We start from the raw sequence: 14,144 nt of genomic DNA, 5'->3' as shown, positions 1-14,144 counted from the left end.
ACTCGTCAGTAACGGTAGTAGCTGTAGCGGCGGTCGTCGTCGTGACGCTCGAACCGCAGGCGGGCCTCCAGGCGGTCGAAGCGCCGGTCGAGGTCCTGACGCTCCCAGGGGTTGAGGCCGTTCACCCGATAGCGTTGTTCCAGACGGGCGATCTGCCAGAACTCCCGGCGCAGGCGGTCGGCCTCGCGCGGCGTCAGGTCGCCGCGGCGCAGGCCCGCATCGATACGGCGGTCGATGCGCTCCTGGCGCTGGTTGATGTTCCAGCCGTCGTGCCGATCATAGCCGGGACGGTCGTATCCCCAGGGCTGGGCGGCGGCGGGCGCGGCGACCGCGGACACGGCGGCGACGGCGGCCAGAGAGGCGAGAATCTTCTTCTGCATGTCTTGGTCCTCCAGACCATGGGCGGCCGCCCCCTTTGAGCTGGGCGGCCATCGATGGTCCAAGGAAACCATAGGCGGGCTGAAGCCCGCCTGAGCCCGGCGGTTGTCTGGCGTTCAGCTAGCTGAAGGGATCGTCAGGCGGCGGTGTCGGCGCGGGCCGCCGTTCCGCGGGTGGCGGCGGCGGTGAGCGCGCCGGAGATCGCATCGTACAGCTTGGCGATCTCGATCGGCTTGGCGACGTGGGCGTCCATGCCGGCGGCGAGGTACTCCTCGACCTGGTGGGTGAGGGCGTTGGCGGTCAGGGCCACGATCGGCGTGCGCCGCCGCCCCTGCGCCATCTCGGCCCGACGGATCTCGCGGGCCGCGGCGATGCCGTCCATCACCGGCATCTGGATATCCATGAGGATCAGGTCGTAGCCCCCGCGGCTCCAGGCTTCCACCGCCTCCTTGCCGTCCGGGACGATGTCCACGTCGATGCCGAGCGAGCCCAGCACGGCCGAAAGCACCTGCTGGTTGGTCGGATTGTCCTCGGCGGCGAGCAGGCGCAGGTCGCCGTCATCGGGCGCCTGGGGCGCGCCCGACGCCGTTCCGGTGGTGGGCTCCCCGCGGCGTAGGGGCAGCTCGACCGTGAAGGTCGAGCCGTGGCCCTCGCGGCTCTCGACGTCGATGGAGCCGCCCATCATCTGGGTCAGCTCGCGGCAGATGGCGAGGCCCAGGCCGGTGCCGCCGAACCGCCGGGTGGCCGAGTTGTCCGCCTGGGTGAACTTCTCGAACAGGGTCGGCAGCTTCTCGGGCGCGATGCCGACGCCGGTGTCGCTGACCACGATCCGCAGGGCGCCGGCGGCGGTGACGTCCACCTGGGTGCGCACCGAACCCTGGGTCGTGAACTTGACCGCGTTGGACAGCAGGTTGCCGACGATCTGGCGCAGCCGGTCGGGATCGCCCCGCCACCAGCCCCGGGCCTCGTCCGACACCTCGGTGGCGAAGGCCAGGCCCTTGCTCTCGGCCACGACCTGGAAGTTCTCGCGCGCCTGGTCCAGCTCGGGCTCGAGCTCGAAGTCCTCGTCCAGCAGGGTGAGCTTGCCCGCCTCGATCTTGGAAAGGTCCAGGACGTCGTTCAGCACCGCCAGCAGGAGGTCGCCCGAACGGCGGATCACATCCAGGCGCTCGCGCTGCAGCGGGGCGAGGTCGCCGAGCGCCATCACCTCGGCCATGGCCAGCACGCCGTTCAGGGGCGTGCGGATCTCGTGACTCATGTTGGCCAGGAACTGTGTCTTCAGCACGTTGGCGGCGTTGGCCGCGTCGCGGGCCGTTTCCAGCTCGCGCATGGCGCGCTTGAGGTCTTCTTCCCGCTCGCCCAGCTTGGCCAGCAGGTGGTTGAAGCTGTCGGCCAGGCTCTCGAAGAGCTCGTCCTTGGTCTCGAGCCGGACCGGCGTGAAGCTGCCGCCGCCGGCCACGTCGTGCATGGCCTCGGACAGGGTCTGGACCGGGGCGATCACCCGCTGGGCCAGGCTGCGGGCCAGGAAGAGGGCCACGCCGACCCCGCCGAACAGCAGGACGAATGTAAGCGCGATGAACTTGGGCAGGAGCGGCGCGAGCTGGGGCCGCTCGACCACCAGGTCGAGGCGGGCGACCGCCTTGCCGTCCACGATCACCGGCTTGCCGATCACCTCGACGTCACCGGCCTCGACGCCTGGGCGGTGGAAGCCCGCGAGCTCCCGGCCGGAGGCGTCGACCAGGCGCGCGGCGACGACGTCCTCGCTGGCCTCGACCGCCGAGATGGCCGCCTGGACCCGCCTTGGGCCGTCGGGCGCGTTCACCACCGCCGCCGTGGTCTGGGCGGCGATCTCGGCCAGGCTCTCGTGGATGCGGTGCGACTGGGCGCGGGCCACCGCCCACTGCTGGAACATGAAGGTCAGGCAGGCCGCGAGCAGCACCACCACGGTGGTGACCAGGCCGACGCTGGCGACGCGCGCATGGAACGGCGCCGTGGGCGTCGTTTCCTTGGTGGAGACGTCGGTCGGGGCGGAGCTCTGGGCCATCGCAACCTCCGCCTTAAGGCAAATATCCCTAACGCTTCGCTTCTCGCGCGAGCTGGGAGGCCGCGAATTGTGCCCTGGGCGCCACGCTGCAACCCCCGGCGGAAAAAAACATGGTTAACAACCCATGAATCGTTTGCGCGAAGCTTAACCGTTCCTTTACCTTAACGCGTGTCGGGTAACTGGAGGGTGTCCCACATGGAGAAGGTCTTTGTTGCGCAGAAGGTGGCGAACAAGCTGTTCACCACCGAGGCGGCGGTCGACGGCGCGCTCGTCGAAGCGGCCGAGCTGATGAGCGTCATGCTCGCCGCCCGTAAGGACGTGAACGCCTCGCTGGTGTTCGCGGACGACGTGCAGGTGAAGCTGATGGAGGCCATGAAGGCGCTGAGCGACGCCCGCTCGGCCATGGTCGGCGTCCACAACGAGCTGAACGAAGCCAAGCTTCGCCTCGGCATCCGGACGAAGATGGGCTACGAGAACAAGATGGAAGCCCCCGAGACGACCCGCGTCGTCATGCGGGACGTGGGCTGACCTGACCTTGCTGTAAATTAACTGGCGCTTCGCTCCTATTGGCTTAGGGGCGAAGCGTCATGCCCAACTCGCCGATCATCGTTGGCCTGCTCGCGTTCAGCCTTGCGGCCTGCGTGTTCGCCTTGGTGAAGGGCGGACGCGCCGAACGGCTCGGCGCCGCGGTCATCCTGGCCAACATGCTGCTGGCCGTCGTCGGCGAGCACTTATTCCCCAAATCGATCCTGTTGTGGCTGGACGCAGGCACCGCCATGGCGATGCTCGTCATCGCCGTCCGCTACGCGAGCCCGTGGCTGGGCGGCGTCATGCTGCTCTACGCGATCCAGTTCGGCCTGCACGCCTTCTACTTCGTGGCGCAGCGGCCCCGCGACACCCTGCACGTCACGGTGAACAACGTCGATTTCCTGGCCATCAGCCTGTGCCTCGTGATCGGCACCGTGGTGTCGTGGCGCGAGCGCGTCCGGACCCAGGCGGCGAAGGCCGCCGCGCTCGCCGCGCGCGTCTGAAGGAAGCGGCCGCGCGGTGCGTCACAGCGCTGTTTGAAGGCGCCTGCAGAAAGTTTTTCTTGCGCTGCAGCACGAACCCGGGCTTTTGGACCGCGGGCCACGCCCTCCCAACGGGGCGCTGCCTATCTGCAAGGATAGGAGACATCGCAGGTGAACACCCTCCCGAAGCCGGCCATGCGCCCGGCTCGTCCCGAGTTCTCGTCCGGGCCGTGCGCCAAGCGCCCCGGATGGACCCCCGAAAACCTCGCCAACGCCGTCCTCGGCCGCTCGCACCGCTCCAAGCTAGGCAAGGCGCGCCTGAAGGAAGCGATCGACCGCACCCGCCAGGTGCTGGAAGTCCCCGACGACTACCTCGTCGGCATCGTCCCCGGCTCGGACACCGGGGCGGTCGAGATGGCCCTGTGGTCGCTGCTGGGGCCGCGCCCCGTGCAGCTCATGGCCTTCGAGAGCTTCGGCAAGGACTGGGTCACCGACGTGGTCAAGCAGCTCAAGCTTCCGGCCGAGGTGCTGGACGCCCCCTACGGCAAGCTTCCCGACGTGACCAAGGTCCGCAAGGACGCCGACCTGGTCTTCACCTGGAACGGCACGACCTCGGGCGTGCGCGTGCCGAACGCGGACTTCATCCCCGCCGACCGTGAAGGCGTCACCATCTGCGACGCCACCAGCGCCGCCTTCGCCCAGAAGCTGGAATGGGCCAAGCTCGATGTGGTGACCTTCTCCTGGCAGAAGGCCCTGGGCGGCGAAGGCGGCCACGGGGTGCTGATTCTCGGCCCCCGCGCCGTGGAGCGCCTGGAGAGCTACACGCCGGCCTGGCCGATGCCGAAGCTGTTCCGGATGACCAAGGCCGGCAAGCTCACCCGCGACATCTTCGAGGGCGCGACGATCAACACCCCCTCGATGCTCTGCGTCGAGGACGCCATCGACGCCCTGAAGTGGGCCGAGGGGATCGGCGGCCTGGCCGAGATGCAGCGGCGCGCCGACGCCAACCTGGCGATCCTCGCCGACTGGGTGGCCAAGACGCCCTGGGTGGAGTTCCTCGCCGAGGACGCCGCGACCCGCTCGAACACCTCGGTGTGCCTGAAGGTGGTGGACCCCCGCGTCACCGGCCTCTCCGAAGACGCCCAGGCCGACTTCGCCAAGAAGCTGGCCTCGGTGCTCGAGAAGGAAGCCGTCGCCTATGACGTGGGCGGCTATCGCGACGCCCCTCCGGGCCTTCGGATCTGGTGCGGCGCGACGGTCGAGACGTCCGACGTGGACGCGCTCACGCCGTGGCTCGACTGGGCCTTCGAGACCGTCGTCGCCGATTTCGCCGCAGCCGCCTGAGCGGCCGCCTCCTCACCCCGACATGACACGACCCTTCCCGCCCAGGTGCGGGAAGGGCTCGCCCAAGGAACATCCCATGCCCCGCGTTCTCATCGCTGACAAACTGAGCCCCGCCGCCGTCGACATCTTCAAACAGCGCGGCGTCGACGCCGACGTGAAGACCGGCCTGACCAAGGACGAGCTGCTGAAGATCGTCGATCAGTACGACGGCATCGCCATCCGCTCGGCCACCAAGGTCGACAAGGACGTCATCGCCGCCGCCAGGAACCTGAAGGTGGTCGGCCGCGCCGGCATCGGCGTGGACAACGTCGACATCCCCGCCGCCACCGCCGCCGGCGTGGTGGTGATGAACACGCCCTTCGGCAACTCGATCACCACGGCCGAGCACGCCATCGCCATGATGTTCGCGCTCGCCCGCCAGCTCCCCGCCGCCGACGTCTCCACCCAGGCCGGCAAGTGGGAGAAGAACCGCTTCATGGGGGTCGAGCTCTACGGCAAGACGCTGGGCCTGATCGGGGCCGGCAACATCGGCTCGATCGTCGCCGACCGGGCGCTGGGCCTGAAGATGAAGGTGGTGGCCTACGACCCCTTCCTGTCGCCCGAGCGGGCGGTGGAGATCGGCGTCGAGAAGGTCGAGCTGGACGAGCTGCTGGCCCGCGCCGACGTCATCACCCTGCACACGCCGCTGACCGACAAGACCCGCAACATCCTGTCGGAAGAGAACCTCCGGAAGACGAAGAAGGGCGTCCTCATCGTCAACTGCGCCCGCGGCGGCCTGGTGGACGAAGCAGCCCTGCGCAAGCTGCTGGACGAGAAGCATGTGGGCGGCGCGGCCTTCGATGTCTTCGTCGAGGAGCCGGCCAAGGAGAACGTGCTGTTCGGGGCCGAGAACTTCATCGCCACCCCGCACCTGGGCGCCTCGACCCTGGAAGCCCAGGAGAACGTGGCCCTGCAGGTGGCCGAACAGATGAGCGACTACCTGCTCACGGGCGCGGTCAGCAACGCGCTCAACAGCCCCTCGGTCACCGCCGAGGAAGCCCCCCGCCTGAAGCCCTTCGTGGCCCTGGCCGAGAAGCTGGGCGCCTTCGCCGGCCAGATGGTCGACTTCGGGGTGAAGGCCGTGGACATCGCCTTCGAGGGCGAGGTCGCCAAGCTGAACACCAAGCCGCTCACCGCCGCCGCCCTCGCGGGCGTGCTGCGCCCCATGCTGGCCGAGGTGAACATGGTTTCGGCCCCGGCCGTGGCGAAGGAGCGGGGCATCGTCCTGTCGGAAAGCCGCCAGGAGGACTCGCCGATCTATGAGAGCCTGATCCGGATCACGGTCACGACCGAGAAGGGCAGGCGTTCGTTCGCGGGCTCGGTCCTGGCCGGCGCGCCGCGCATCATCGAGGTGAAGGGCATGGATCTCGACGCGCCCTTCGCGACGCAGATGCTGTACGTGAACAACCTGGACAAGCCGGGCTTCATCGGCGCCCTGGGCGCCCTGCTGGGCGACGCGAAGATCAACATCGCGACGTTCAACCTGGGCCGCGTGGACGCCGGCGAGGACGCCATCGCGCTCGTGGGCGTGGACCAGGCGCCGACCGAGGCGCTGCTGGAGAAGATCCAGAAGCTGCCCCACGTGAAGGAAGCCCGGGCCCTTCGCTTCTAACTGGCCCTTGCTCCTCCGCGTCCGGCCCCCAACCCTGGGCTGGACGCGGAGGGGTTCCAAATGAAGATCATCGGCAGTTTCGTCAGCCCGTATGTGCGCAAGGTCCTGGCCTGCCTGGTGCTGAAGGGCCTGGACTACGAGATCGACCCCATCACGCCCTTCTTCGGCGACGATACGTTCGAGCGGCTGAGCCCGCTGCGGCGCATCCCCGTGCTGATCGACGGCGACCTGACGCTCTGCGATTCCTCGGTCATCTGCGCCTACTTGGACGAGGCCTATCCGGGCCGCGCCCTGCTGCCGGCCGATCCGAAAGACCGCGCCCGCGCGCGCTGGTTCGAGGAATTCGCCGACACCCGCCTGGGCGATGTGTTCATCTGGGGGCTGTTCTATCAGCGCAACGTCAGGCCCGTCGTGTGGGGCGAGCCCTGCGACGAGGCCCGGGTCGAGAAGAGCCTCTCGACCGACATCCCCGCCGCCCTCGACTACCTGGAGCGAGAGCTTCCGGCCGCGGGGTTCCTGTTCGGCGACGTCGACCTGGCCGACATCTCGCTGGCCAGCTTCTTCCGCAACGCCGCCTACGCCGGCTTCGAGCCCGACCCCGCGCGCTGGCCCAAGACGGCGGCCTATGTGGCGCGCGTGCTGGCCGAGCCGTGCTTCGCGACCCTGCTGCCGTTCGAGGACGTCCAGCGCAGTGTCAACCCGGCGGGCCGCCGCGCGGCCCTGCTGGAGGCCGGCGCCCCGCTGACGGCCGAGACGCTCGGCACGCGCACGCCCAAGCGCGGGGTGATGGCGCTTTAACCGCCGGACAGGGCCCCAAAAATCAGCAGTTCCTCGCCATCGGCGATGGGGCGGGCCACATCTCGGGTCTCCACCGGACCGACGAAGATCCGCATGTGCCGGCGCACCCGGTCCTGCTCGTCGATCACCCGGAACTTGAGACCCGGATAGGCGCGGTCGAGGTCGTCCAGCACCGCGCCGACCGTGGCGCCGCTCGCCTGCACCCGCGTGACGCCGCCGGTGTAGGACGCAAGCTGCGAGGGGACGAAGACCGAGATCACGGGACCGGCGCCGCCACGACCGAGTAGATTTCCGGCAGGTGGGCGCAGATCTGCCGCCAGCTTTCGCCCTCGTCGCCGCTCGCCCAGACCTCGCCGCCGGTCGTGCCGAGGTAGAGCCCCTGGGGTTCGCCCGCGTCGGCGCAGAAGGCCTGGCGCTTGACCGTGAACCAGCCCTGCTCCCTGGGGAATCCGTTGTCCTGCCGCTCCCAGGACGCGCCGCCGTCTCGGGTGCGGTAGACGGCGGGCCGCCCGCCCGGGCTGACGCGGGGCCACACGTCCGTGCCGTCCATGGGGAAGACCCAGGCGGTCTGGTCGCAGCGGGCGTGGGGCACGATGGAGAAGCCGATGTCGCCGATCTCGGGCGGCATGGCGTTGCCGATCCGCTCCCAGCGCTCGCCCGGCCGGTCCAGCCGGTAGATGCCGCAGTGGTTCTGCTGCCAGATGCGGTCGGGGTTGGTGGGAGCGAGCGCGATCTGGTGGCTGTCCTGGCCGTATTCCGGGAACGGGTCGGGCAGGAAGCTGGCCTCGACGTTCTGGTTCAGCGGCCGCCAGGTCGCGCCCTGGTCGGTGGTCTCCAGCACGCCGGCCGAGCAGGTGGCGAGGTACATGTGGCGCGCGTCGCGCGGGTCGATGGCGATCCCGGCCACCATGGCCCCGTCGGGCGTGCCGCCGTCCGGGGGCAGCCAGTCGAGGATCTTCGGATGCTCGTTCAGCCCCGTCACGCCCTCCCAGGTGTCGCCGTGGTCCTCGCTGCGGAACAGGGCCGGCGGCGAGGTCGCGGCCCACCAGACGCCGGGTTCGTCGGCGTGGCCGGGCTGGAGCCAGAAGGTGTGATTCACCGAGCGGCCGTGCGGCTCGCCTTTCGGAAAGGCCGGGGGCGCCTTGGCCTCGGCCCAGTTCGCCCCGCCGTCGGTCGAGCGGAGGATGGTCGGGCCGAGGTGGCCGGTGGAGGCCGCCATCAGCATGACCTTGGGGTCGCGCGGGTCGGCGACGAAGTGGTTGACGATCTGGCCCAGGAACAGCGGACCCTTCACGGTCCAGCCTCGGCGGGCCGCTTCGCTTTCGATCGTCCAGGCGCCCTTGCGGGTCCCCACGAGCAGTCGGATCGCCTCGGTCATGTGATGTCCTCCCGACCGAAGGACGAACCATACCACTGGTTTCCGACAGCGGTCCTCAATGGAAATCGCGGCTGCGGATCAGGCGGCCGGTGACCTTGGAGCGGGCCGTGACGGGGGCCTCGTCCTCGCGCATCCCCGACAGGCGCTCGGTGAGGTCGGTGAAGCGTTCGGCGACCACGTGGACCACGCCGTCCTGGCTCTGCACCTGGCCGTGGACGACCAGGAAGGCCGACGTCATCACGGTGCGCCGGTTGGCGTCGAAGGCGTCCTTCCAGACCACGATGTTGGCGATGCCCGTCTCGTCCTCCAGGGTCATGAACACCACCCCCTTGGCCGTGCCCGGCCGCTGGCGCACCAGCACCAGGCCGCCCACCGAGAGCCGCCGCCGGTCGCGGGCGGTCCTTAGCGCCGCGCAGGGGACCGCGCCTATCCGGGCCAGGTCGTCGCGGAAGAAGGTCACGGGGTGGGCCTTCAGGGAGAGGCTGGTGGTCCGGTAGTCCTCGGCCACGTGCTGCGGCTGGCTCATGAAGGGCAGCTCGACCTGCTCTTCCTTCACCGTCTGGCGGGCCAGGAGGGCGGCGCGCTCGTCGTCCAGTTCGTCGGCCAGTCCCTTCACCGTCCACAGCGCCTGTCGCCGGTCCATCCCCAGGCCGCGGAAGGCGTCGGCCTCGGCCAGCAGCTCCAGCGCCCGGCGCGGCAGCCGGGCCCGGCGCGCCAGGTCGGCGAGGGTCCGGCCGCCGGCCTCGCGCGCCGCGGCGAGCCGGATCGCGTCGTCCTGCCGGAAGCCCTTGATCTGCCGCAGGCCCAGGCGGACGGCCTTGAATCCCCGCTCCTCCCCCGTGCTGGCGGGGGCGGATGGGGGCTCCAGCGTGCAGTCCCAGTCGCTGAACAGGACGTCGGGCGGGCGGACCTCGACGCCGTGGTCGCGCGCGTCGCGGACCAACTGGGCCGGCTGGTAGAAGCCCATGGGCTGGCTGTTGAGCAGCGAGGCCAGGAAGACGTCGGGGTGGCGGCGCTTCACCCAGGCCGAGGCGTAGACGAGCAGGGCGAAGCTGATGGCGTGGCTTTCCGGGAAGCCGTACGAGCCGAAGCCCTCGATCTGGCGGAAGCAGCGCTGGGCGAAGTCCTCGTCGTAGCCTCGGGCCGTCATGCCCCGGATGAACTTCTCCCTGTATTCCCAGAGCCGGCCATTGGCCCGGAAGGTGGCCATGGACCGGCGCAGGCCGTCGGCCTCGTCGTCGGTGAACCTGGCCGCCTCGATGGCCAGCCGCATGGCCTGTTCCTGGAACAGCGGCACGCCGTAGGTCTTGCCCAGCACCGCGCGCAGCTCGTCCGGATCGCCGTGCTCGGGCGACGGCGCCGGGAACTCGGCCTTCTCGATCCCCTGCCGGCGTTTCAGGTAGGGGTGGACCATGTCGCCCTGTATGGGACCCGGCCGGACGATCGCCACCTCCACCACCAGGTCGTAGAACCTGCGGGGCTTGAGCCTGGGCAGCATCGACATCTGCGCCCGGCTCTCCACCTGGAAGACGCCCACCGAGTCCGCCTTGCACAGCATGTCGTAGACCTCCGGGTCCTCCTGCGGGATGTCGGCGATGTCGGGGATGCCCAGCAGGTCCAGGCTCTTCTTCAGGGCCGTCAGCATGCCGAGCGCCAGCACGTCGACCTTCATCAGGCCCAGCGCGTCGATGTCGTCCTTGTCCCACTCGATGAACGTGCGGTCGGCCATGGCCGCGTTGCCGATGGGGACCGTCTCGTCCAGCCGGCGCTTGGTCAGCACATAGCCGCCCACGTGCTGGGACAGGTGGCGGGGGAAGCCCAGCAGCTCCTGGGCGAGCGCCGTGGCCCGGCGGATCTCGGGGGCGTCGGGATCGAGGCCGCACTGGCGGATGTGCTCGTCCGGCACGCCGTCGCCATAGGAGCCCCACACGGTGTTGGCGAGCGCCGCGGTCACGTCCTCGGTCAGGCCCAGGGCCTTGCCGACCTGGCGGATGGCCATGCGCGGTCGGTAGTGGATGACCGTGGCCACGATGGCGGCGCGGTGGCGGCCGTAGCGCTCGTAGACATACTGCATCACCTCCTCGCGCCGCTCGTGCTCGAAGTCGACGTCGATGTCGGGGGGCTCGCCCCGCTTCTCGGAGATGAAGCGCGAGAACAGCAGGTCCTGGTCGGGCTTGGTGGGGTCGACTGCGGTGATGCCCAGGCAGAAGCAGACGCAGGAGTTGGCCGCCGAGCCGCGTCCCTGGCAGAGGATGCCTTGCTGCCTGGCCCAGCGGACGATGTCGTGGACGGTCAGGAAATAGTTCGGGAAATCGAGCTTCTCGATCAGGTCCAGCTCGTGGGCGATGGTTTCGCGCACCTTGGGATCGATCCCGTCGGGGAAGCGCCAGCGGGCGCCTTCCCAGGCCAGGTCGCGCAGGTGCTGGATGGCGGTCTTGCCCGGCGGGACGGGCTCGTCGGGATATTCGTAGCGGAGCTGGGAGAGGTCGAAGCCGATGCGCCCGGCGATCTCGGCGCTGCGCTCCACCGCGCCGGGGAAGCGGGCGAACAGGCGGGCCATCTCGTCGGGGCTCTTCAGGTGGCGCTCGGCGTTGGCGGCCAGGCGCAGGCCCGCCTCCTGGATGGTGCAGGTCTCGCGGATGCAGGTCAGCACGTCCTGCAGGGGCCGCCGCTCGGGGCCGTGGTAGAGCACGTCGTTCGTGGCGACCATCGGCGCGCCGGAGCCTTCCGCCAGCGTGGCCAGGTGCGAGAGCCGCTTCAGGTCGCGCGCGCCGTAGCGGCGGGCCGCCGCCAGCCACACGTCGGGCAGGTCGCCGGCGATCCGCTCCAGGTCGGCCCCGAACCTTTCATCCAGCCGCTCGGGCGGGACGACCAGCACGAGCTGGCCCTCGGCGTGGTCCAGGAGGTCGCCGTAGCGCAGGATGCAGTCGCCCTTCTCGGCCCGCCGCTGGCCCAGGGTGAGCAGGCGGGTGAGGCGGCCGTAGGCCTCACGGTCGGCGGGATAGACGAGCAGGCTGGGCGTCCCGTCGGCGAAGTCCAGGCGGCAGCCGGTGAGCGCCCGGATGGGCGAGCCGCCTTCCTTGAGCGTCTGCATGGCCGACCAGGCCCGCACCACGCCGGCCAGGCTGTTGCGGTCGCAGATCCCGATGGCCTCCAGGCCCAAGGCCGCCGCGCCCGTCACCAGCTCGTGCGGGTGCGACGCGCCCCGCAGGAACGAGAAATTGGTGGCGACCTGCAGCTCGGCGTAACGGGTCATCCGAACACCCCGTGCAGCCACCACTTCGCGGGCTCGCCCGGCCGATAGAGGCCGGCGCGGAACAGCCAGAAGCGGGCGCCGTCCTGGTCCTCCACCCGGTAGTAGTCGCGGACGCGGGCGGCCGAGACCTCGCCGATGTCGCGGGTCCACCACTCCTCGCCGATGCGTTCGGGCCCCTCGGCGCGGCGGACCCGGTGCGTGCGCCCGCGCCAGCGGAACTGGGTGGGCGGATCGTCGGGGGTGAGCGCGATGACGCCTTCCAGGGGCTCGGGCCGGCGGAACAGGCGTGTGGGGCGGGGCGCCTCCACATCCCACGGCCGGGCTTTGGAGGACGGCGCGCCCAGTGGGGCCTCCCGCGCCACCGACAGCTCGGGGACATGGCTTTCGACGGGGGCGGCGCGCCAGACCCGCTCGGGACCCAGGCGGTTCGCCAGCCGGTCCACCAGGGGGATCAGGCCGTCCTCGGGCGCGGGCGCGAGCCCCGCCTCTATCTGGACTTGGCGCCCGGCCACCGCCTCGATCTCGTAGGCGGCGATGAGGACCGCGTCGATCCCGAAGCCGGGGTCGACGGTCTCCACCTTGGGCGCGAACAGGCGCGCGAGCCGGCGGGCGTCGCGGCCGGCCATCGCCAGGCCGACCTCGACGGCGGGGATCTTGCCGTCCACCCGGCAGAAGCCGATCTCGAAGCGCCGCGCCCCCCGGCCCTCCGCCTCCAGGCGGGCGCAGAGCCTGGCGCAGGCGTCCCCGGTGACGCGGGCCATGTCCTCGGGCGCGCTGATCGGCTCGAAGAAGGCCAGCCGGTCGATCCAGGGCGTGGGGGGGCGGCGGAAGGACAGCGCCTCGGGCGCGCGACCCAGGGCCTGGTCCAGGCGCATCAAGGCGTGGGCCCCGAACCGCCGCCCCAGCGGGCCGCGGGGAATGTCCATGAGCTGGCCGATGCGGCGCAGGCCCAGGCGTTCGATCTTGGCGGCGGCCTCGGGATCGAGCCGGAGCGCGGCGGGCGGCAGGGGGGAGATCAGCGGCGCCTGGCCCCTGTGCGGCGCGATGGTCCCGTCCTTGCCGAAATGGGCGAGCGCCCAGGCCGCGCCCGCCGTGTCGGCGACAGCGAGGCGGAAGGACAGGCCGTTGGCGGCCAGGCGGTCCCGGAACTCGGCCATCAGTTCGGCCTCGCCGCCGAACAGGTGCTCCACCCCGGCGATGTCCAGGAACAGGCCGTCGGGCGGGTCGGCGGCGACGGCCGGCGAGAAGCGCACGCACCAGTCCACGAGCGCCGTCAGGGCGTCCGCGTCCGCCTCGGGCTCGGCCTCGGCGGTGACGAGCTCGGGCGCGATGGCCTTGGCGTCGGCGGCTTTCTGGCCGGCATAGACGCGCAGGGCCAGCGCCTCGGCGCTGACGGCCGCGATCCGCCTGACCCCGCGGACCGTCTCGATCAGGGCGAAGGGCGGGTCTGCGGCGTCGTTACGCCGCCCGGCGTTCGCTCGCCGGCGCCAGTTGTCGATCGCCCAGTTCGGCGACCAGGCGCAGAGGATGCGCGACATCGGCTGTCTCCTCCAGAAGGCTCTGGCTGTAGGCCCCCGCCGCCTCGACGATCCACGCGCCCGTCCGCCCGCCCCGGCACCGCTCCAGCTCGATCCGGAAGCGTGGCGGGCCCAGGCCGAACTCCCCCGCCGGCGGCTCGGAAGGCGCCGCGCCCACCCGCCAGCGGGTGGCCGCCGCCGAGCCCGCGGACGTGCGCCGGGCCTGGCCGCCGAACGGCCGCCGGTGGATCACGAACCCCGTCCCGCCGTGGCGCTCGCAGGCCAGTTGCAGCCGCCGCCCGGCGGTGAGGTCCACGGTCTCGACCTCGCCCACCACGCAGGCCACGCCCACGGTGGATAGCGCGTCCTCCATCACCGACAGGGCCTCGGCCTCGTCGCGGGCGCAGACCTGGATCAGCCGCCCGGCCGGAAAGCCCAGACCGGCCAGGCCCGGCGCCCAGAGGTCGTCGCGGCGCACGACCCACACCGCCTCGCCCCGGCGGGCCAGTGGCGCGGCCAGGAGGGCGGTGAAGGCGGCCGGCGCGGCCGAGGTCTCGACCTCCAGCCCTTCGGCCACGACCTCGTGCCAGCGGCCGAGCGGCAGGCCGCCGCCGGGCAGGCGTTCGTCCAGGGACGCTTCGTCGAAAGGCAGGACGCCGAAGTCCGTCCGCACGCCGGCCTCAAGGGCGGCGATCCTCGCCTGCAACGCGGCGAGCCGCTTGCCGCGAAAATCGGACATGGTTTTCCGGACTCCTTTCGTTCCACTTT

Annotated in this window: 12 protein-coding genes; 5 read left to right on the top strand and 7 right to left on the bottom strand. The window is 70.8% G+C overall.

Annotation, left to right across the window (positions count from 1 at the left end; genetic code table 11):
- Window positions 1–5: 5 nt before the first annotated feature.
- Window positions 6–380 carry a hypothetical protein gene (locus tag ACK4TT_RS06875; protein ID WP_409637499.1) on the bottom strand — a complete coding sequence of 125 codons (375 nt, stop codon included), beginning with the start codon at window positions 378–380 and terminating at the stop codon, window positions 6–8.
- Window positions 381–514: 134 nt separating this feature from the next.
- Complete coding sequence (locus tag ACK4TT_RS06870; RefSeq protein WP_409637501.1) at window positions 515–2,422, bottom strand: ATP-binding protein; 1,908 nt, start codon at window positions 2,420–2,422, stop codon at window positions 515–517.
- 195 nt (window positions 2,423–2,617) lie between these two features.
- On the opposite strand from ACK4TT_RS06870, the gene ACK4TT_RS06865 reads away from it, so the two are divergent.
- The 5 genes from ACK4TT_RS06865 (at window position 2,618) to ACK4TT_RS06845 (ending at window position 7,225) form a co-directional block, all read left to right on the top strand.
- On the top strand, window positions 2,618–2,950 hold the full coding sequence (locus ACK4TT_RS06865; RefSeq protein WP_410212684.1) for a hypothetical protein: 333 nt from the start codon (window positions 2,618–2,620) through the stop codon (window positions 2,948–2,950).
- Between the two features lie 59 nt (window positions 2,951–3,009).
- On the top strand, window positions 3,010–3,453 hold the full coding sequence (locus tag ACK4TT_RS06860; protein ID WP_410212683.1) for a hypothetical protein: 444 nt from the start codon (window positions 3,010–3,012) through the stop codon (window positions 3,451–3,453).
- Window positions 3,454–3,627: 174 nt separating this feature from the next.
- Window positions 3,628–4,776 carry a phosphoserine transaminase gene (locus ACK4TT_RS06855; RefSeq protein WP_409637666.1) on the top strand — a complete coding sequence of 383 codons (1,149 nt, stop codon included), beginning with the start codon at window positions 3,628–3,630 and terminating at the stop codon, window positions 4,774–4,776.
- 76 nt (window positions 4,777–4,852) lie between these two features.
- Entirely contained in the window at window positions 4,853–6,427 is a 1,575-nt protein-coding gene (gene serA / locus ACK4TT_RS06850) for a phosphoglycerate dehydrogenase (RefSeq protein WP_409637510.1), read from the top strand.
- Window positions 6,428–6,487: 60 nt separating this feature from the next.
- Entirely contained in the window at window positions 6,488–7,225 is a 738-nt protein-coding gene (locus ACK4TT_RS06845; protein ID WP_410212682.1) for a glutathione S-transferase family protein, read from the top strand.
- Here the strand turns inward: ACK4TT_RS06845 and ACK4TT_RS06840 are convergent.
- From ACK4TT_RS06840 to ACK4TT_RS06820, 5 genes are read right to left on the bottom strand one after another with little or no spacing between them, the layout of a single operon-like run.
- Window positions 7,222–7,485, bottom strand: a complete 264-nt coding sequence (locus ACK4TT_RS06840) for a MoaD/ThiS family protein (protein ID WP_409637516.1) — start codon at window positions 7,483–7,485, stop codon at window positions 7,222–7,224. The genes ACK4TT_RS06845 and ACK4TT_RS06840 overlap by 4 nt on opposite strands.
- Window positions 7,482–8,603, bottom strand: a complete 1,122-nt coding sequence (locus ACK4TT_RS06835; RefSeq protein ID WP_410212681.1) for a WD40/YVTN/BNR-like repeat-containing protein — start codon at window positions 8,601–8,603, stop codon at window positions 7,482–7,484. The genes ACK4TT_RS06840 and ACK4TT_RS06835 overlap by 4 nt, the downstream gene beginning before the upstream one ends.
- A 55-nt stretch (window positions 8,604–8,658) precedes the next feature.
- Window positions 8,659–11,859, bottom strand: coding sequence for an error-prone DNA polymerase (locus ACK4TT_RS06830; protein ID WP_409637522.1), 3,201 nt, complete (start codon window positions 11,857–11,859; stop codon window positions 8,659–8,661).
- On the bottom strand, window positions 11,856–13,397 hold the full coding sequence (locus ACK4TT_RS06825; RefSeq protein WP_409637525.1) for a DUF6504 family protein: 1,542 nt from the start codon (window positions 13,395–13,397) through the stop codon (window positions 11,856–11,858). Before ACK4TT_RS06825 ends, ACK4TT_RS06830 begins: the two co-directional genes overlap by 4 nt.
- The gene (locus ACK4TT_RS06820; protein WP_409637528.1) at window positions 13,318–14,115 is read right to left on the bottom strand and encodes an ImuA family protein; all 798 of its coding nucleotides are present in this window, start codon (window positions 14,113–14,115) and stop codon (window positions 13,318–13,320) included. Before ACK4TT_RS06820 ends, ACK4TT_RS06825 begins: the two co-directional genes overlap by 80 nt.
- Window positions 14,116–14,144 lie beyond the last annotated feature (29 nt).

The organism is Phenylobacterium sp., from assembly GCF_046463815.1.
In the GTDB taxonomy this organism is placed as follows: domain Bacteria; phylum Pseudomonadota; class Alphaproteobacteria; order Caulobacterales; family Caulobacteraceae; genus Phenylobacterium.
The sequence above is the reverse complement of the archived record's forward strand: the minus strand, read 5'-3'. Positions and strand labels throughout refer to the sequence as shown.